Genomic DNA, 21,024 nt, shown 5'->3' on the forward strand with positions numbered 1-21,024 from the left:
CTATTCTACTCCTTTAGCGAGGGCTTGGGACTCAAGGGCAGTCATGACTATCGTATTGACTATATCGTCAACAGAGCAAGTTCTCTGAAGTACATTCGCTGCTTTTTTTATTCCCATGATAAAGGGGCCGAGAACTTCTCCTCCACCGAGTTGCTGAACCAGCTTATAACTGATGTTACTGGCGTCAAGATTTGGGAAAATGAGCACATTTGCCCCTCCCTTGATGTTGCTAAAGGGAAAGATTCTTTCCATGATATCTGGGTTGATCGCTGTATCTGCCTGCATTTCTCCGTCTACGATGAGATCGGGGCACTTTTCCCTGACAAGTTCGGCAGCCTTTCGCATTTTTCGTGGGCTTTCCTTAGCCGCGGTAAAATTGGTAAAACTGAGCATGGCTATTCGCGGCTCAATTTTAAAATACTTGGCGACTCTTGCGGCGTGAATGGCGATGCTGGCCAATTGCTCGGCTGTTGGATCAATATTGATCGTCGTGTCAGCAAAGAAGATCATGCGGTCCTGCCAGAGGACGAAGTTGAGCCCCGAAATGGTCTGTCGTCGTCCGGTGCCGATAATTTCAAGAATGGGTCTCACACATTCTGAATAGGGATGAGTAGCCCCAGAAACGAGGCCATCAACTTCACCGAGGGCGACCGCCATCGCTGAGAAATAGTAGGGATCGGAAACGAGTCTCTCGGCTTCGGCCATCATGACCCCTTTACGCAGGCGCAGTTCATAAAATCGATTAACAAATTCATCAAATCGGGGGTGTTTGTTGGGTTGCCAAATCGTAACTCCAGTCAGATTGTCGAGTTCCATTTCCTTTATTTTTTTGAGTATGGTTTCCTCGTAGCCGAGCAGGATGGGACGAATCACTTTCTCATTTTTGAGCATGTTAATGGCTTTAAGAATTTTTGTGCTCGCTCCCTCGGGAAAGATGATTGTTGGGACCGGAACTTGGCGCTTTCGGGCATGTGTTTTAACTCGGTTCATATGTGAGCGAATAAAGCCTCGTCGGAGACTCTGCATGCTTTCAAGGCGAACCTTGTATTTCTTAAAATCTTCGATGGGCTTTCTTGTAACTCCAGATTCCATCGCAGCTCTTGCTACTGCGGGAGCCACTGTCGTCAAAACCCTGTTATCAAAAGGCTTAGGGATGATATATTCCGGGCCATAATGAAAGGTTTTGTTTGAGTAGGCGGCGGAGACGCTCTCCGGAACATCTTCGCGAGCAAGTTTCGCCAAAGCATGAACGGCTGCAATTTTCATTTCTTCATTGATGGTCGTCGCCTGAACATCCAGGGCCCCTCTGAAAATCGAGGGAAATCCCAGTACATTATTCACCTGATTCGGAAAGTCACTCCGGCCAGTTGCCACAATGACGTCTGGTCTGGCCTCAAGAGCAAGGCGGGGATCAATTTCGGGAATCGGGTTGGCCATGGCAAAGACAATTGGATTGGGGGCCATGACCTTGAGCATATCGGGAGTGATAGCGCCGGCAACGCTGAGGCCAATAAAGCAATCAGCCCCATCGAGCGCTTCGGCAAGAGTTTTTCGTTCTGTATTGATCGCAAATTCCTCTTTGTAAGAGTTCATTCCTTCGGTGCGTCCCTTTCGGATGACACCTTTGGAGTCGCACATGATGATGTTTTCGCCCCTGACTCCCAAGCTCTTGAGCAACTTAGCACAAGCGATCGAAGCGGCGCCGGCTCCATTAAAAACAATTCTCGTTGATTGGAGCTCTCGTTTCGAAATATCACAGGCATTGATAAACGCTGCCGCCGTGATAATTGCTGTTCCATGCTGATCATCATGGAACACCGGAATCTGCAATTCTTTGCGGAGGCGTTCCTCAATGACAAAACACTCAGGTGCGGCGATGTCTTCGAGATTGATACCGCCAAAAGTTGGTTCCAGGTTTTTAACCGTGGCAATAAAAGACTCCGTGTCCTTCGAATTGAGCTCAATGTCAAAGACGTCGATATTGGCGAATTGCTTAAAGAGAATTCCCTTTCCTTCCATCACAGGCTTTCCGGCCAAAGGACCGATGTCTCCGAGCCCTAACACGGCCGTTCCATTTGTGATCACTGCAACCAGGTTGCCTCGGATCGTGTATTTATACACGTCATCGGGGTTAAGAGCGATTGCTTTACATGGGGCCGCTACTCCCGGAGAATAGGCTAAAGATAGCGCGTATTCGGTGTTCACTGGCTTCGTGGACACCACTTCAATTTTGCCAGGGCTTCCTGCCGAATGATACTCCAAGGCTTCTTTATCGAGATTCTTCATGTGAAATCATCTCCTCGCAATTTTAGCTAGAAACATTCCCTCAACCTTGTTCTTAAACTTTTCCAAAGTCAAATAGCCGCCCCAATGAGGCTCGGTTTTACCGAGAGTTTTCAGTGGGCCCGGAGCCCTGTTCTCATCGGATCAGATGACGGAGTGTGAAATGAAAAAAACCCCTTCACTCGCAAAAGTTGCCGCATCACATCAACCAAAGTTTCCCCCTCCCTAAGTTGACATCAATTGGACTTCCAGGGCACCTTTTCTACACGAGTGTCTCGAGTTTCATTATGCGTGAATTTGCCAAGTGGAGACTTATTCCTATGAGTATTCAAGAAAGTCTAAGAATTGTTCCCAAGAATTCAATTGCGATTATAGAATGGGACTTAGCGGGAGAAAAAGTAAATAAGCTTTCTACCCCCATCATGGCTCGTTTTAAAGAGCTGGTTGAAGAAATTCAGAATTCCTCTTTCAAGGCCGTCATTTTGATTTCAAAAAAGCCAAATATTTTTATCGCTGGTGCCGATATCGATGAAATCAAGAAATTGTCCACTCGCGAAGCCTTTATGGAGAAATTGGGGCCGGCCCATAAGTTGTTCAATCAACTGGAGGATCTGAAGATCCCTGTTATAGCAGCGGTGCATGGAGCCTGTATGGGAGGGGGCTGTGAACTCATCATGGCTTGTGATTATCGAATTGCGACCGATGATAAATCAACTAAGATTGGGCTTCCCGAAGTTCAGTTGGGGATTTTGCCCGGTTTTGGCGGATGTGTTCGTATGCCAAGAATTGTGGGACTTCAAGCTGCACTAGATATAATTCTAGCTGGAAAGTCAGTGGATGCCGGAAAAGCGAAGAAAATTGGTCTTGTCGATGAAGTGGTGGCCCCAGCAGAGCTTTTACAGAGGGCAGAAGCTTTGGCCCAAGAAATTGTCGAGGGAAAAAAAGGAAAGCGCTTGAAAGGTTTTCGATCCTGCGGATCCGTTGATTATCTACTGAACGGCCCCCTTAAGTCGGTTGTGTTTCATCAAGCAAAAAAGATGTTGTTACAGCAGACAAAGGGTTTTTATCCTGCTCCTTTGAAGGCTCTCGAAATCATTAAAAAGACTTATGGATTGGCGGACAGGGACAGGGCACTCACAATTGAAGCAGAGGGCTTCTGTGATGTTGCGGTCACGAGTATCTCTAAAAATCTGATTGAACTTTATTACATGACCGAAGCAATCAAAAAGCAAACGGGGGTCGCGCAGTCGATCAAGGGCCGCAAAGTCAAAAAGATGGCAGTTCTTGGAGCTGGTGTCATGGGCGGAGGAATAGCTCAAGTTGCCGCGGATAAGGACATCGAAGTCCATATGAAAGACGTGAATCACGATGCCATCTCCCGTGGATTTAAACAGGCCCGCGACATTTGGAAAAAGCGAATGGACCGGAGGCGAATGGATAAATATGATTTCGAAAAAAAGATGGGGTTTATCAGCGGAACCTTAGATTATTCGGGTTTCAAGAATATGGACGTTGTCGTCGAAGCTATCGTTGAAGATATGGGAATTAAAAAGAGAGTTTTGGCAGAAGCAACTCAGCACTGTCGGCCCGATGTGATTTTGGCAACGAACACCAGTTCTCTGAGCGTCAGCGAGATGGGAGCTGATCTTCCTCATCCCGAAAATTTTGTCGGAATGCATTTTTTTAATCCTGTGGACAAGATGCCACTGGTTGAAGTCATTCGCGGTCAAAAAACAAGTGATGAGGCCGTCGCCACTATTTTTGAGCTGTCTAAGACTTTGGGAAAAATGCCAGTTGTCGTAAAAGATGGCCCCGGTTTTCTTGTCAATCGACTCTTGCTGCCATGGATGAGTGAAGCCCTCTTTCTGCTAGAAGATGGAATGTCTGTCGAAAAGTTGGACCGCATTTTTACCCATGAGTTTGGAATGCCCATGGGACCTTGTCGTTTGATGGACGAAGTGGGACTCGATGTGGGGATGAAGGTGTTGAAGATTTTTAAGCAGTCGTTTGGAGACCGCATAGAGGCCTCAAAGCTCGTTCAAAAAATTGAGGAATCAAAACGCCTGGGGCGCAAGGGTGGCTTGGGGTTTTATCGATACGATGAGCGAGGAAAAGAAATCGAAGTAGATAAGTCGATCTATCAGGTTTTGGGTTTGCCCTCTCCAACGGACAAACTCGAGAGCCAAGAAGTTATTGAACGCGGTCTATTTGTCATGATCAACGAAGCTGCCCTTGCTCTTATAGAAGATCGAATCGTGGAGAAGCCAGAGAATGTGGATTTGGCGATGATTATGGGCACCGGGTTCCCCCCTTTCCGTGGAGGTCTCTTGCGCTATGCGGACTCTCTTGGTTCGTCCTATGTGGTCCAGGAATTAGAGCTTTATGCGACTCGGTACGGGAAACGATTTGCGCCAACGCAGCCCTACCTCAACATAGCCAAGACAAATCGCACTTTCTACTAGAGTTTAGAAAATACAAGTGTTTTCAAATACTTAACTCGTTTGCTGGATCGGCCCGCCGACTCATAGAAACGGCTCTTTCTCGTGAGACCCTGTTAGCCAAACAGTGTGTAGGAATTGATCAGCTGTTGGACGAAAATGGAGTCAGAGCCCATTTCAGTGGCCAGAGACTCATCTCAGCTCAAAAGTATCAAGAGAAGAGGGATATTTGGCCGGCACCTTCCTTGCCTTTATAGAAGCTGTGTTGACCCGAGAACATGGGTCGATGGAGTGAAACATGAGATTCTTTAAAAAATTTATTTTGGCTTTTATCGTGGCTGCTGTGGCATCTGGATGTGCAAAGAAGGATAAACGTCAGCAGATTCGAGTGGGTCGCAATGCACGAGGGCCGAGCGAGATTACCGATCGAGGAGCGACGGATCAAAATGGTCAGCCTATAAAATACAATCCCTCCTCTGGAACATCCTGGGGAGAGATGACTGGCAGTCCTGAAAATGCCTTTCAGGATGCGATCTATTATTTGGTTTCTGCTTCAATTGATCCAAAAGAGCTGGGTACAGTGAGTGGCCGTTCTGGACAGAGCACGGGAGTTCGATTCTGGGGTTATGTCGAAACGGAGGCTTCATTTACAACAGGACCTTCCAATCAGCGTATTCGTCGCGATGTTTCTGAAATTAGAATTTCGATATGGGATAGTTTTGCGGGAAAAACAGATGCTTCAGGAAATCTCATACCCGAATATCCCATCCATATTCGCGGCTCTGCAGATGGATACGTTGAAGGCACGCGAGCAGTCATTACCTTTAGCGATTCGTACGGAAGCATTAAACTTGAGGGCACCATTGGCAAAGATAATTTTCAAGGAGTTGTGAAATTTGATAATGCACGCTACTGGGATGGCGCGACTCCCGGAGCTGAGGGTACCATCGGAAGCTTTTCGGTGGCAACCTGTGGCTTTTTTAAATGTAATTGAGATTTGATGTAGAAATGTCCCTGTTCCTCCCCCCAACCCCTGGCCCTCGGAGACGGATAAGAAATATCCAATTTCTCCGAGGGTTTTTTATTGCTTCAGTGGATATCCAATTATAGCGTGCACGGAATGAGTATCAATTTTCGCTTCGACCATAGCATGTTTCAAACCCTCGTAGGGGGAGTGCCTGCACTAGAGATTCAAACCCTCAACATCTCCAATGTTGAAGAGGCCAGACGATTCATATTGACTTACGGCTATGACATGAACAACGAGGTCCATCTAGATAATCTTTGGAAGTACTACAGGAGGGCGCTCAATTATCTTCGCACCTACCTTTTAAGGGATGATGAACAAATTCCTGAGATGCTGAGTGATCCAAATCAATTGAAAGATCTCTCTTATCTTCTTATTTATGCTTCCACGCGAAACATTCAACACAACTCAGTCCAGGGTTGGGCCTGTGCAATCTTGAGAGTCATGCATGTTTTGGTGCACCTGGAGAACGATTTGTTTGCTCAGTTTTCCAAGGAGATTCAAGAACAAATACTCTCGCCTCTGCAGAATTGTGTCCATCGAGATCCAGTGAGTGGAGTGTGGCTTGGCGGCTCGAGTGACTCTGACAGGATCCGCCTTGATAAGTTTGTCGTGAAATCATTTAAGAGCATTGATTCTGCAGTTAACAAACTTTTGGCAAAGCCAGGGGCGATTGCCTTTACGATATTGGACAAGTTAGGGGCTCGTTTTGTCACGCGCCATTTGTTTGATGCGTTTCGAGTTTTGAGATTTTTGAGCGACAATAATTTGGTGAATTTTGCTCATGTTATTTCTGAAGAGGCAAACAACACGCTTTATCCTCTCAATCTTTTTTTTGAGACAATGGAGACCTTGTCGAAGGGGAGCGATTCTTCTCTGGAGGAAATAGATAGAAGGCTTGCGGCCAAGTTGGAAGAGCCGGATCGTCATGCTGAATACAGAAAAAAATTGAATATGTTCTCGAGCGGGAACTATCGCTTTTTAAAATTTATTACCCGCCGATTGATACGCATTGAAATTTCTGAAGGTGGAAAGCCAAGGCAGTTGAGTTTCTTTTATCCCTATGAAATTCAAATCCTCGATTACGGCACTTATCTACAAAATTTAAGTGGACCTTCTGCTCACGATCAGTATAAGTTGCGCCAAAAAGAGTTTGCTCGACGTCGAGTTTTAGGTTTTCTAGAAAAGTCGAAAGACGCGTGAGAGTTGACAGTTTTGTCTGGCAGAGCTGATCTGTTGACCAGCCTTGGAGTTGCATTTGGAAGACAGTTTGAGCGAACCTATTGTCCTAGTCGTACTCAGTTATGTGCGATCCCTTTTTGGGACGATTTTTTCTTTTATATGGACTTTCGGATATGGTTGTCTGGCCGTTCTTGTGCTTATGATTTTTCCAAGTCAGAGTCTGCGAGACTTTTTCTATCGAACCTGGGGAGCCGTTTGTGTGTTCCTATTTGGAGTGGAAGTTGAGTTGCGTGGGGGCTCTTTCTTTCCAATGCCTGGGCAGCCTGGCTCCGTGTGTCTGTTCAATCACACCAGTAATTTTGATATTCCTGTTGTGAATTCGGTTCTGAGAGGGTCTGTTCGTTGGGGGGCCAAAATTGAACTTTTTAAAATCCCGATTTTTGGTTCCATCTTGCGTAGCATGGGAGTTTTGCCCATCACACGGTCCAACCGCGAAGAAGTCTTTAAAGTCTACTCTGAATCGATTCCGCGAATTAGAAATGGAGAGTGTTTCTTTTTGGCTCCGGAGGGAACACGAAAAGATGGGAGTCGCATTTTTCCGTTTAAGTCGGGTCCCTTTGTTTTTGCCATTGAGGCGCAGTGCCTGGTTGTCCCGGTCTTGATCTATGGGGCCTGGCGCATTCAGCCAAAAGGTCAAATTTTGCCGGCCTGTGGAAAGTGGAGAAATAGATTGGTTGTTGAAGTGCTTCCTCCTATTTCTACAAAGGGGTTAAAGATTGGCGATCGAGCCCAACTTCAGGATCAGGCTTTTCGATCGATGACGGAGGCTTTTGAAAGGCTGCGGGTTGAATTCGGTTAATGTGGCAATGGGGGCACTTGTGAAAATTCTTGTTCGGTTCCTACTCGGGATGATTTTTTTTAGCTATGTTTCTTTGGCTTCTGGTGAGAATTTAGGGAAGCTAGATCTCGACGAATTGACTCTGCGACCTGAATTTCTTTTACAGGAAGGTCAGTTGGCGCAGTTTTCGTTGGAGAACAGTCTTGTCGGAGTCAGATGGAGACTGGATTCAAACATTGGGGCCCATATTAATCTGGGGTCTCTTTCTTTGCTCAATATTCCAGCTCACTTTGAAAGCTCACAGAGTGAAGAATTTGGATTGGTTGAGGCCTATGGCGAGTACTCTGGAGTGTATGGGAGGATTCGCGCGGGTCTTTTGCCTCTGGCTTATGGAGTGGAAGGATCTCGAAGGGAGGGAGATTTAGAATGGCCGAGGACTCTTCTTTTTCGAAATCGAGTGGTTGGGTTAAGGGATTATGGGTTTTGGTATTCAACTGATAATCAGGGGTTTTACACAAGATTGGCGCTGCACAATGGGGAGGGTCGGGTCAATAGGGACGCTCGCGTTTGGGTGACAGCCAGTTGGGGATGGATAGATGTGAAGAGATTCAATTTGGGGGTCAGCGGCAGCACGGGCACCACAAAGCCAGAGGCAACATCGACAAGCGGTGATTCATTGGCGGGCGTCGATCCAGCCCTTCGGGCTAAGTGGCGAATGGGAACAATCTACTTGCAAGCCCTCAGAGGAAACTGGAATTATTTGATCGAGGGGACATGGGGAAGTGTCGAGCAAGAAATGAAGAGAGGGAATGGGTTTGTGAGCGCTCATGTCGATGTGGGATATGATTTTAACTCGCGTAGTGGCTTGTTATTTCGGGGTGACTACTTTGATCCTAATGATAGGCTTGCCGAACAAACTCAACGGGAAGTGTCTTTGGCTTGGGTATGGAAAAGCTCAGAGAGAAATTCGCGCCTTTATTTGATGGGAACGAAGGTCGTTGAGGACACTCGTCAGCAAGTCAACAATGATATGGTTCGCCTTGTTTGGCACTTGAATGCTCAGTCCTTCAGTCAAATCTCGCCTTAAATGCATTGCGCAACATAATGATTGTCGTCCTTTTAAAGAAATTCGTTTTTTTGACCCTGTTCGGCTCTCGGGATATAAGAAGAGTTTAATTAGTGATTCTGGAACAGGGAGGCATTTGTGTCATTTAAAATGGTTGGAATTGTTGGAGCTGGTCAAATGGGAAATGGCATCGCCCAGGTCGTGGCTATGCATCATCTGCCAGTTGTGATGGTTGACATGAGTCAGTCCTCTCTGGATAGGGGAGTTCAGACGATCTCGGGAAGCTGTGATCGTCTGATCAAGAAAGAGAAGATGACAGAATCTGAAAAACACAAGGTTCTGAGTCAGGTCAAAACGAGTGTTCAGATGGGAGATTTGAAGGCCTGTGATTTTGTCATTGAGGCCGTCACAGAAGATATCCAGATTAAGACTAAAATATTTAAACAGTTGGATGAAATTTGTGGACCCCAGACTTGTTTAGCGACAAACACGTCCTCTATTTCAATCACGAAAATTGCTTCGGCGACGAAGCGGCCTGAAAAAGTGGCGGGTATGCATTTTATGAATCCTGTTCCGCTGATGGTGTTGGTGGAAGGAATCAGAGGTTTGCAAACTTCAGATGAGACTTTTACGAAGATTAAGAACTTTGCGGAATTTCTCGGAAAGACCTGGCTCGAAGCCAAAGATATGCCGGGATTTGCTGTGAATCGAATTCTTATGCCTATGATCAATGAAGCTGTCTATGTTTTGCTCGAGGGAATTGCGTCGGTTGAAGACATAGATAACGGCATGAAGCTTGGAACAAACCAGCCCATGGGTCCTTTGACTTTGGCGGATTTTATTGGTCTTGATACCTGTTTGGCTATCATGAGAGTGCTGCATGAAGGTCTCGGAGACTCCAAGTATCGTCCTTGTCCATTGTTGGTGAAATATGTGGAGGCTGGTTGGTTGGGACGCAAATCGGGTCGGGGTTTTTATCGCTACGATTCTCAGCGGTGAGCAATGAGCAATGAGCAGTAGCAATGGTTTGGCTGAGGAGTTCTTCTCTTTTTAACGAATTCGCGAGGTAACAAGATGGTATTTCAATCTCTCAAATTTTCAACTCAAGGAGCTGTTGGAGTTCTTCATATTTATCGACCACAAGCCATGAATGCTCTTAATCGCCAGGTCATTGATGATCTAGAAGAATTTCTGGATCATCTACCCAAAGAGATACGATGTCTGATTATCACTGGTGAGGGCGAAAAGGCCTTTGTTGCCGGCGCCGATATCAAGGAAATGGAGCAACTGAGCGAAGAGGAAGCCCTGAAAATGGCCCAGCATGGGCAGGCTATTATGAATAGGATCGAAACTTTGAAAGTGCCGACGATCGCGGCCGTGAATGGGTTTGCCTTGGGGGGTGGTTTTGAGTTGGCTCTGGCCTGTGATTTTATCATTGCCAGCGAGAAGGCGCGCTTTGGACTTCCCGAAGTCACACTAGGTTTGATTCCTGGCTATGGCGGGACTCAACGCTTGGCTCGGTCCATTGGAAAGAGTCGGGCTCGAATGATGACGCTGACCGGAGAGATTTACAGCGCACTGGAAGCCTTTGATTGGGGCATTGTATCCAAGGTCGTAGAAGCTGGCAAATTGCTCTCAGAGAGTATGAAAGTTGCCGAAAAAATTGCCAGCCGAGCTCCTGGCGCTCTTGCGCTAGCAAAACGTGCTATTCATGAGGGTTATGACCTGAGTCAGTATGAGGGATTGAAAATCGAAGCTGAACTCTTTGGTGAGGCCTTTAAATTGAAGGATCACACTGAGGGGATTCGAGCCTTTATCGAAAAACGACCAGCCCAGTTTACGGGAGAATAATGTGAGTTCTTCTCCAATAAAAACCCCTGTGCGCTTTATCACTGCGGCTTCCCTCTTTGATGGTCATGATGCCAGTATCAATATCATCAGAAGAATTTTGCAAGATCAGGGGGCCGAGGTTATTCACCTGGGTCATAATCGTTCTGTCCGTGATGTGGTCGTCGCAGCCCTACAGGAGGGAGCTCAAGGCATTGCGATAAGCTCCTATCAGGGCGGTCACATGGAATATTTCAAATATATGAAGGACCTTCTGAAGGAGGCGGGCGCTCCCTACGTGAAGATCTATGGGGGCGGTGGTGGTGTCATCGTTCATGAAGAGAAAGCAGAATTAGAAAAATATGGAATCGCCCAGATTTTTCATCCTGACGATGGACGTCGACTTGGCCTTGAGGGAATGGCAAGGACGATGATGGAGGGGGCCAATTTTTCTTTGTCTTCGGTAGCGGATTTGTCCTTGGTGACCCAATCGGAATATTCGGACTATAATGAGATCGAGAAACATGACCCGATTCCTCATTGGGAATTGGGTCTCGCCCTATCGGCGCTAGAAGAAAGCTTGTCGGGAGCCCCTAAGGGGTTAGTTGACTTAACTTCGTTAGAAAGGTTCAAGAGAAAATCGGGAGGGACGCCTCCGGTTCTCGGCATTACGGGTACGGGAGGAGCTGGAAAGTCGAGTTTAATTGATGAACTGGCGCAGAGATTTTTGAACTGCCACCCTGGGATCAAGATCGGGATTATCTGTGTCGATCCAACCAAGCAAAAAACGGGTGGAGCTTTGTTGGGCGATAGAATTCGAATGAATTCTTTGAGTCGACCCGGGACTTTTATGCGCTCAGTGGCCTCGCGTGGATCGGGAAATGAAATTGCAAGATCACTTCCGGTATTTTTGGATTTTCTAAAAAAATATGATTTTGATTTGTTGATTGCTGAGAGTTCCGGGATCGGGCAGGCGTCAACGGCGATCACACAAGTTGCAGACGCAAGTCTGTATGTCATGACATCAGAATTTGGCGCCCCGAGCCAGCTCGAAAAAATAGACATGATTGATTACGCCGATCTTATCGCGATTAACAAAGCCGACCATCGTGGCTCACAGGACGCACTCCGTGATGTTGAGAAGCAGTTTCGGCGATCGCGAAAAAAATTCGACCAGGAAGAAAATCTTCCTATCTATCTGACTCAGGCCTCTAATTTTAACGATGAGGGAGTGAATACTCTTTTCTTCGGGATCAACGAGGTCTTGAAGCGTAAAAATAAGGAGGGAAAAAGCTGGTCTTTGCCTTCGTCGTCAACGACTGAGCTTCGAGGAGTTCAAAAACAAACGATCGTTCCTTCCGATCGTCAAAACTATCTGGCTGAAATAGTATCAAAGATTCGCAGTTACAAGAAAAGAACCAAGGAAGTTTCAAGCAAGGCGAGCCAATTGGGCTCTCTCTTTCGCCTCCAAGAGTTTTTTTCAAAGGACAAATTTGAAGCTTGTCGTCAGGATTTCGAGAGCGGGTTTCATTCAGATGAATTGGCTTTGCTTAAAAGTTGGGATCAATTGGAGAAAGTGTATTCCGGGACCGATCTTGTTTACACGGTTCGAGATCAGCAGACAAGGCAGCCGCTGACTCGCAAGAGCTTGAGTGGGCTGCCAATCCCACGAGTTATTTTTCCAGAGATAACTGATTGGGGAGACAGATTTAAATTTTTGCGTGAGGAGCATCTTCCTGGTTATTTTCCTTACACAGCGGGAGTGTTTCCTTTAAAGAGAGAGGGAGAAGATCCAATTCGGCAATTTGCTGGAGAGGGCTCGCCCCTTCGAACCAATCGGCGTTTTCATTTTCTGAGCAAGGATTCAGAGGTTAAGCGTTTGTCGACAGCTTTTGACAGCGTGACTTTGTACGGCCAGGATCCTGATCTTCGTCCGGATATATTTGGAAAAGTTGGGGAAAGCGGGGTCAGTGTCGCTTCACTTGAGGATATGAAAAAACTTTATGCAGGTTTTGATCTGTGTGATCCTAAGACAAGTGTGAGCATGACAATAAACGGACCTGCTCCTATGATTTTAGCCTTCTTTTTTAATACGGCGATTGATCAGCAAATCGAAAAGCATGAGAAGGAGTTGATGAGAAAGCTGACCAAGGAGGAACATCAAAGCATATCTGATGCGACGCTTCGTACAGTCAGAGGAACGGTTCAAGCAGATATTTTAAAGGAAGATCAGGGACAAAACACCTGTATCTTTTCGATCGATTTTGCGCTGAAGATGATGGGGGATATTCAACAGTTTTTTGTTGATAAGGACGTCCGAAATTTCTACTCGGTGAGCATTTCTGGTTATCATATCGCTGAAGCCGGAGCGAACCCAATCACTCAGCTGGCTCTTACCTTGAGCAATGCTTTCACTTATGTTGAATATTATCTTTCGAGAGGGATGAAAATTGATGATTTTGCTTCGAGTCTGTCCTTTTTCTTTTCCAATGGACTGGACGCAGAATATACGGTTATCGGTCGTGTCGCGAGAAGAATTTGGTCGGTGGCGATGCGTGATGTTTATCAGGGAAATGAGCGATCTCAGAAATTGAAATATCATATCCAGACGAGTGGGCGCTCTCTTCATGCTCAAGAGATAGACTTTAACGACATTCGGACCACACTTCAGGCGCTTTTGGCTATTAATGATAATTGCAATTCGCTTCATACAAATGCTTATGATGAGGCCATCACGACGCCGACAGAAGAGTCGGTCAGGAGGGCTCAGGCGATCCAGATGATCATTAACTATGAATATGGCCTCTCTAAAAATGAAAATCCGAGTCAGGGAAGCTATTTTATCAAATGGTTAACAGACGAGGTGGAGGAGGCCGTGTTGGCTGAGTTTTTGAGAATCAATGAGCGCGGGGGCGTATTGGGTGCAATGGAAACTCAATACCAGCGGTCAAAGATTCAGGAGGAATCACTCCACTATGAGCATCTCAAGCATTCGGGACAGTTGCCGATTATTGGTGTCAACACTTTCATCGATTCAAAAACCCTGGATGAGAGCTATTCTCCCCCACCAATTAAAATGGCACGTGCGACTCGAGAGGAAAAGCTTTCGCAGTTGGACGAAGTGGAGTCCTTTAAAAATATAAATCACGATCGGGTGGAAGTGGCATTAAGAGAGTTGAGGGAAACAGCTTTGTGTGGTGGAAATATATTTGTGGCTTTGATGTCCGCAGCAAGATGTTGCAGTTTGTATCAGATGAGTCAGGCTTTGTTTGAAGTGGGTGGACAGTACCGGCGCAATATTTGAAGCCTAGAAGTCAAAACAAGGAAGTTGTCAGATTGAGTTCAAGTTTGGGGACGATCATGACCAAGGTGGGTTGTCGGATCAGGTTATTGATCCTCACTCCGGTCGTTTCAGAAATAGTTATATTTCTGCTGTCCTTTCTTTTGTTTTCGCTCCTGCTTGATGATATTAGACCGACGATATTTCAAGCGAGAGATATCGCGAGAGCCCGGCTTTGGTGGGATGGCCAGCCAATTTTACATGGACCAGAATTTACCAATGGAGGGTATATTCCTGGTCCTCTGTATTATTTGATCATCTCAATTCCTCTTTTGTTAGGTGGAAATTGGTGGTCTGTTTCCTATTTATGCATAGCGCTCATGGCACTCTCTGTCGCCCTTCTTTGGTCGGCAATGAAAAGATACTGGGGAGTGGGTGGGGCGTTTTGGGTTAGTTTTCTCTATATCGGATCAGAATGTTTTACTAATCACCTGACAACGGATTGGAACGCCTCTTTTCAGCCTGTTTTTAGCGTCCTGTGTTCGATATTGATATTTGAAATATGGGGGGACAAGGGCGATTCATCAAAACGATGGCACTGGATTCTTTTCTGTCTTGTTTGCTCGCTCGGATGCCAAATTCATTTCAGCATAATTTATTATTTCCTATTGGCCTTGTTCCTCTCTCTTGTTTTTAAAATAAAAAAGGTTCCGAAAATTAATTTTTTAGAAATTGTATTTGGAATCATTGTCTTTCTTCTTCCGATGACACCCTATTTGATTTGGAGGACATTTTACAAATCATGGTCAATTTTTAGGTATTTGCCGGCTCCCTATTTTGGTGTTCCTCAGCCTTTTTCGAGTTTCTTAGGTGAGAGTGGAAATATTTCAGGAGTTCAGAATCGATTTATGGGTTGGGAGGGTGTCGTGGTCTCCCTGTTTCAGGGGAACTACTTTTTTTTATTTAGCTTGGTCTTACTATCATCTTTGATATTAATTTCCATTTTTTTTTACGACGGTGGGTTAACAAAAAAGATCCTTGATCGCGTTTTTTCAAGCGCTCAGCAGAGGTATCGATTTAAGATCGCGATGATAGGACTGTTCTTTTTGTTGAGCACGGGAATTTATTGGGCGTCTCAGACTAATTTTTTTCGTTACATTTTTCATCTCCTTCTCTCTATTGATATATTTTTTGGAATATTCATCGCCTGCACTCTGAAATATTTTTTGCCTAAAGAAGATATCCGTTTGCGCTACGGACTTTTAGCTTCTTGGTTCTTTCTTGCGGCCGCTATTTTAGGTGAGAATTATACAGGCTTCTATCAACAAGCTCCAATCTGGATCTTTTTTATTTCGATATTTTTGTTCATAATTGCTTTTCACTTAGTTCATCTGCTTGGGATTCGAATTCAAACACGACTATTTGTTTGGACGAGTGTTCTTTTGGCTTTTGCTGTTTCCCAGGCCGCTAGCTATCATAAATTCCACAATTTAATGTCTGAAGCAGTTTCCAGTGATCCTGAAGTTCGCATCTCTTCATTTGTTTCGGCTGGCGCCGTCAGATGGGCTTGTACGATCATTAAGCGTGACACAACCTGGAATGATGATGAAATTTTTGAGCGGATTGCTACCATCAGAATTTATCTTGGATTTGATATGACCGAAGTGTGTCGTTCTGTCAATCCTGAGGATATAACTGAACTAGTGAGACCGAGCTCTTTCACGCCCGATGGCTACTTCATTTTCAGAGAGAAATTTTGGATGGAGAAATTGCATAACCAGTGCATTGAGTGTTGGATAAGAAAAATGAGTTTACCACGCGAGATCAGGAATCTGTCCTTCTCAAAGGAGTTAGAATTTGGGCTACCGGATTTTTCCCATGGGATGGGTCTTCTTCCTTATAAGTTTAAGAATCCAAAGAGTCTCATACGTAACTTTCATAATCGAGGGAAGTCGTATCGGTTTTCTAGAGGTGATGAATTTCTAGAGAATCGTGGAAGCGAGGAAAAGGGACATGTAGATTTTGGAGATCGACGACATCTTTTGTTTTGGAATTATTGCAATGAGGAAATTTCCGATCGCTGCAGAGTCGGAGTTGTTCTTGATTTAAGTGGCGAACATTGGACCTTGGAATACATCGGTTCTCCTCTTGGAAACAGGGCTTTTTGGCAGAATCCGGTAACGGTTCAGTGGGAAGACTCTGTTCTGGTCGTCAAATGCAAAGATGGAAGCGATGAGCACCATCCATTGTTAAGCAGGATTGGAAATGTCAATTTTAGTTACCTGGATAATTACTTTTTGAGTCCCTTAAAGGTACACGTGTTTCCTCGCTGCCGGGGGCAAGTTAAAGGAATTAAGTTTGAAATTGATGGGTTGCGAATTCAGGTTGGAGAGAATCGCAGATGGTTGGAAAGAGATTTTCAAACAATTCAGTTTTAAAATGGAAATATCAAAATACATTTTTTCCAACAAGTCAGACCAAAGTCTAACGGCAAATGGAGGATTTGATGTATTTGGTTTTGAATAATTCTATGATGATTGGAAGCTATTGAGAGAAGTGCTCTCATTCGGGAGAAATATCAATGCCGAGATTCATTCCATTTTCCATAAGATCGATGTTCGTATTTGCCATATGGGGGATGACCCCCTTGTTTGCACATTCCTCTGCACTCTCTGAATCCTCTGAATCAATGAACAGGTCTCTCGGATCAGAGGTACTAGACACTCAATCGTTGGCGCAAACGGAATCAAGAGGAGGGAGGGCGAAGATTCGAAAGCGACCTCGCCGGATGGTAGCAAATCGAAAGGGCGAGGACATGGTGGTCTCGGGCTCAGAAACCAAAGCTCCCGCGAATGGAGTCAAGCTTGGAGGCGGCTTGGTCTTTGGAGCAGATGGGGCCTCACCCTTTTTGCTTGGAGCCGACTATTTCTATCCTCTTCAGGTTGTTCGAAACTTGGGATTTGTTGCGGGGGCCAGTTTTTGGTCCTATTCGGTCCTTGGTGTTTCGGTGAATTTCATTACCTTTGAGGGAGGAGTGGACTACCATTTTCCAATTTCTCATTTGGGAACTCTCGTAGGAGGCGCCAGACTTACCTATGTCAATGCTTCTGGTGATTCTTCTTCGTCCTCAAAATTTGGGCTGACGGTTTTGGGTGGTTATGAGCACTCCCTTGGAGAGAGTGCCGTAGGTGGAGAATTTCGCATGCCCATGATAGCCGACTTTGACGTCACCTACCTGTTTGGTTATTATAAAATATATTTTTGAAAACTTGGAATTTGGAACATAAATCAAGCAGACCAGTTTGATCCATGTTCGTCTCTTTCTGAGATGCTTGAGATGAAAATGACTGAAATAGATGGAGCAATCAGTTAAAATAGCTAGTGGCATTTATTGTGGTACGTTCGATCTTTTCTTCCTTTTTCGCTCTCGTGAATATTTTCCGACGAGAAGTGACCATTCTCTTTTTTATTTTATTTCTCTTTGGACTCACGTCTTGTCGACTCAATGATAACGAAATTAAAGGAACCATTGGTTGCCATGCAGACTGCAGTTCAAGTCCAGGAAATGGGGGTGGCAGTGGAAATCCAGCTGACCCCATTGTCGGTCTGACAGCTGGCAAACTTGTGTTTGTAGTTGAGCCGACGAATGCGGCTGTAAATTCAACAATGTCAGAAGTCCAAGTAGACGTGAGAAGCGGTTCCAATGTTCGCGTTCTGACAAATCAAGTTGTGGTTTCCTTGAGTATACATTCTGACACTTCTTACGGTTTAGCTAGGTTGGGTGGAACTTTGTCTGCTACCACAGTAAACGGAGTGGCTCGTTTCCCAAACTTGATGATTAATAAGTCATTTGATAATTTTCAATTGGGAGCCTCAGCAAGTGGCTTGAAGCCAGCTGTGAGTGAGCCATTCAATGTTGTCGGTTCGGCAACTCAAATATATAGGTCTGTCGGGCCAGGAAAAAATAGCTATTTGGCTGATGGCGCATTAAATCAGATGACAATCTCTAATTCAGTTGCCACCTTTACACATCCTTTGCCTGATAATGTTGGTTTGGGAGATGCCATTCAGTATGATTCGAGCGCAGGGGGAAATGGCTCTGGTCTTGGGTCCGTTGATCGTATTGTGTTTGTTCATCGACGAATTTCCTCAACGAAATACCTTGTTAAACAAGCTGACGGAAGCGGCGCCGACGCAACATTTGGAGATAGGGATTGGTCTGTTTGCAGGGCCTATACGGATCTTTGGAGTGCAATTGGAGATAGTGGGGGAGGGAGCGAAAATGATCTCATTGATTTATTGGTGAGAGATTTTGATTTCTTTTCCAACTCAGGCGGTGATGATCTCACGGTTGCCAATAGGATCTGGAATGTTGTTCTTTACGGCGACGGTGTGCAAGGTAACCCGATTTATGTTTGGAATTGGACGACGGATAGTCTTCGATATTTGCGTTTGTTTACACCAGTTTGGCCTACTGAAGTGGGAGTATCACAAAGACATTTTGGACAATGGACTGAAAAGGCCTTTCGCATGGGAGTACCGACGGTGGGAGGGGACGGAAATCGGCTGAGCGTGAAGACAAACACTGTAACTGTGGATGGTCTTCAGATTATGGTCGACGATGATGGGGGAAGTGTCAGTGGTTTGTACATTGAATCCACTGGGTCATCTGTCGTTTCCAATAATATTTTGCGAAAGATTGATAGCGTCAGCTGGGGTTCTGGAATTTACATTGGCTCAACCGGGGGTATAGGAAAGATTTTTGATAATTTGATTTACGGATTTGATGTTTTCAATTCGATTCGGGTTAATGCGGCGAGCACAACTCAGTACATTTATAACAACTCTGGCTTTGATCATACGAGTGGGATTCGTTCTGAAAATGGTACTGTGATCGCCAAGAATAATCTGATGAAGGGAAGTTCGAACAATCAAAACTATGACGGTGGTTTCGGATTGGGGAGCAATTATAATATCTCTGACGATGCGACTGTCCCTGGAGGCGGCAACGATCTTGCGTCTTCGCCCATCAACTTTTTGAACGAACTTTTTTATGATTTCCGCCTCTCTCTGACGGGAAATTTGGCAGTTAACGGGGGAACATCTCTTGTGGCAGATAGTGCGCTCCCACTGATTTCAGATATTCGTGGCTATCCTCGGGGCATTGGTGGTGCGTGGGATATCGGGGCATTTGAGATGGCGGAATCAATTTTTGGAGATGATCTTGCCGCAGAGTTTTCGCAAGGACAGCTATCTTCGAGTTTGGAAGTCGATGGGTCCGGAAGTCTTCGACTTCGAGCAATATCTGCCAGTGAACGTGAACTTCAGGTTCCTGACGCTAGTTTTAACATGAGTGGATTGGTGGCTTTGTGGCATTTCAATGAGTCGAGTGGACAAATCATGGATGCCTCTGGCAACCTTCATCATTCCACCGCCTCGGGTGGCACCCCTTCCTATGGGCAATCAGGAGTATTGAACAGTGCAATGACCTTTGAGTCCGCAAGCTCTGAGTTTATTGATTTCGGGCAATTACCTGAAATTGAGCAAGTTTCTCGGGTGAGTTTGGTTGCTTGGGTCAAGAGGTCGAGCAGTGGCAGCAAATTATTAATTGGGGGACATGAGCCATCAGGGGCCTATGACTCGATTTTTCTTGAATTGTGGGACGATGGAACATTGAACGCTATTGTAACCAATTCGAGTTATTACTATGGTGGTTCTAGAGCGCTCAATGATACTCAATGGCATCACATTGCCATGGTATTTGATGGAACTTTGACGGGCGATGCAAATCGCCTCAAGGCATTTATTGATGGAGTTCAAGTCCCCTTGGTCTTTTCCGGTGGAGGCTCTCTCCCTTCGTTGACTCCCGATCTATCTACCAATTTCATGATCGGAACTAATGGTGAGGGTGGATTTTCCGATGGATCGATAGACGAGATTTCAGTTTGGTCGCGAGCCTTGGGCGCAGTTGAAATGCGAACACTCTATGAACGCCAGAGAGGGAGCTATAACTCTGAAGGTGCTGAGTTTTTATCCCGGATCTTTGACAGTGGGGCATTGGATGGGCGCTGGGGTCGGCTGAATTGATGTTGGCCGAGCCCGTGGGAAAGGAAATTTCGAGAGTTGATAATGAAAACAGCAGTTATGGGGCCGGACTGAGTGGAAATGGCCTCATGGGCTTATGGCATCTCAATGATAAAAAGTGGGGATCATTGGCTGATTCCTCGGGACGAGGACATGATGGGATTATAAATGGCAATCTCGTGTATGGTCAGGCAGGTCCCTTTGATTTGGGGCTTGGATTTAGTGATATCGATGGCGAATTCGTCACGGTTCCGGCCCACGCCGATTTAGAGCCCGATAATCTGACGATTTCATTTTGGTTTCAGCGAAACGGAATTCAAAATGACTACGCCCAAATGGTAACGAAGGGTTGCTGCATTATGTGGGCAGGAGACAATTGGTCCTATGCCTTTGAGTGGGACACCGATAACGGAGGCACGGAGTATTCATTTGGAGTCAACAGTACGATCGGGGGATATTTTCTTGTTAAGTCACCCCATATTCCGGATCAAACCTGGGTTCATACAGTAGGGCCTTACAATGATGCAACTAAGACGGTGGAATTGTACGTCAATGGCGTCTCGGCTGGAACGATGCTCATGCCTGGTTCCCGAGTGAAGGATTCAGTCGATGACCTTGTTTTTGGGCAATATGGTTCAGGAGCGTTTGGCGGAGCGTTTAAGGGCAAATTGGACGAAATTGCCATTTGGAACAGGGTTCTTTCTCCTGGTGAAATTCAGAGTCTTTATCGAAGAGGGAAAGCTCAGGTTTACTACCAAGTGAGATCATGTCTTTTACCGGACTGCTCGGATTCGACTTTTGTCGGTCCACAGGGGAAGACTACAACGTATTTTTCAGAGCAGCTCAACGGTTCTTCACGAAATCCATTGTTTGATCTTTTACCTCTAAACTTAAAAAACAGATACTTTCAGTATCGCTTGATCTTTGAAACCACAGACAGTCTGATCACTCCCGAAGTCAAAAGCGTCAAAGTTGAGTACTTCAATTAGTTAATCTCAT

General features: G+C 45.5%; 13 protein-coding genes. 12 read left to right on the forward strand and 1 reads right to left on the reverse strand.

Going from position 1 to position 21,024, the window contains the following annotated elements; genetic code table 11:
* Positions 1 to 2,286, reverse strand: a complete 2,286-nt coding sequence (locus IPL83_02125) for an NADP-dependent malic enzyme (GenBank protein ID MBK9037951.1) — start codon at positions 2,284 to 2,286, stop codon at positions 1 to 3.
* Positions 2,287 to 2,603: 317 nt separating this feature from the next.
* Here IPL83_02125 and IPL83_02130 point away from each other — a divergent pair, with 317 nt between their 5' ends.
* From IPL83_02130 to IPL83_02185, 12 genes are all read left to right on the forward strand, one after another.
* The gene (locus IPL83_02130; GenBank protein ID MBK9037952.1) at positions 2,604 to 4,745 is read left to right on the forward strand and encodes an enoyl-CoA hydratase/isomerase family protein; all 2,142 of its coding nucleotides are present in this window, start codon (positions 2,604 to 2,606) and stop codon (positions 4,743 to 4,745) included.
* A 274-nt stretch (positions 4,746 to 5,019) separates the two neighbouring features.
* On the forward strand, positions 5,020 to 5,715 hold the full coding sequence (locus tag IPL83_02135; GenBank protein ID MBK9037953.1) for a hypothetical protein: 696 nt from the start codon (positions 5,020 to 5,022) through the stop codon (positions 5,713 to 5,715).
* Positions 5,716 to 5,841: 126 nt separating this feature from the next.
* Positions 5,842 to 6,951, forward strand: a complete 1,110-nt coding sequence (locus IPL83_02140; GenBank protein MBK9037954.1) for a TIGR04552 family protein — start codon at positions 5,842 to 5,844, stop codon at positions 6,949 to 6,951.
* 67 nt (positions 6,952 to 7,018) lie between these two features.
* A complete protein-coding gene (locus tag IPL83_02145) occupies positions 7,019 to 7,789 on the forward strand; it encodes a 1-acyl-sn-glycerol-3-phosphate acyltransferase (GenBank protein MBK9037955.1) in 771 nt (256 codons plus the stop codon).
* Positions 7,790 to 7,808: 19 nt separating this feature from the next.
* Positions 7,809 to 8,855 (forward strand): hypothetical protein, encoded by a 1,047-nt coding sequence (locus IPL83_02150; protein ID MBK9037956.1) that lies wholly within the window; start codon positions 7,809 to 7,811, stop codon positions 8,853 to 8,855.
* A gap of 117 nt (positions 8,856 to 8,972) precedes the next feature.
* Positions 8,973 to 9,833, forward strand: coding sequence for a 3-hydroxybutyryl-CoA dehydrogenase (locus IPL83_02155; GenBank protein ID MBK9037957.1), 861 nt, complete (start codon positions 8,973 to 8,975; stop codon positions 9,831 to 9,833).
* 75 nt (positions 9,834 to 9,908) lie between these two features.
* Positions 9,909 to 10,685: an enoyl-CoA hydratase/isomerase family protein gene (locus tag IPL83_02160; GenBank protein ID MBK9037958.1), complete on the forward strand. Its 777-nt coding sequence runs from the start codon at positions 9,909 to 9,911 to the stop codon at positions 10,683 to 10,685.
* A 1-nt stretch (position 10,686) separates the two neighbouring features.
* Positions 10,687 to 13,965 (forward strand): methylmalonyl-CoA mutase family protein, encoded by a 3,279-nt coding sequence (locus IPL83_02165; protein MBK9037959.1) that lies wholly within the window; start codon positions 10,687 to 10,689, stop codon positions 13,963 to 13,965.
* A gap of 32 nt (positions 13,966 to 13,997) precedes the next feature.
* Positions 13,998 to 16,379 (forward strand): hypothetical protein, encoded by a 2,382-nt coding sequence (locus IPL83_02170; GenBank protein MBK9037960.1) that lies wholly within the window; start codon positions 13,998 to 14,000, stop codon positions 16,377 to 16,379.
* Positions 16,380 to 16,522: 143 nt separating this feature from the next.
* Positions 16,523 to 17,206, forward strand: a complete 684-nt coding sequence (locus IPL83_02175; protein ID MBK9037961.1) for a hypothetical protein — start codon at positions 16,523 to 16,525, stop codon at positions 17,204 to 17,206.
* A 128-nt stretch (positions 17,207 to 17,334) separates the two neighbouring features.
* On the forward strand, positions 17,335 to 20,028 hold the full coding sequence (locus IPL83_02180) for a LamG domain-containing protein (protein ID MBK9037962.1): 2,694 nt from the start codon (positions 17,335 to 17,337) through the stop codon (positions 20,026 to 20,028).
* A complete protein-coding gene (locus IPL83_02185; protein ID MBK9037963.1) occupies positions 20,025 to 21,014 on the forward strand; it encodes a LamG domain-containing protein in 990 nt (329 codons plus the stop codon). Before IPL83_02180 ends, IPL83_02185 begins: the two co-directional genes overlap by 4 nt.
* Positions 21,015 to 21,024: the final 10 nt, after the last annotated feature.

Source organism: Bdellovibrionales bacterium, from assembly GCA_016716765.1.
Classification (GTDB): domain Bacteria; phylum Bdellovibrionota; class Bdellovibrionia; order Bdellovibrionales; family UBA1609; genus JADJVA01.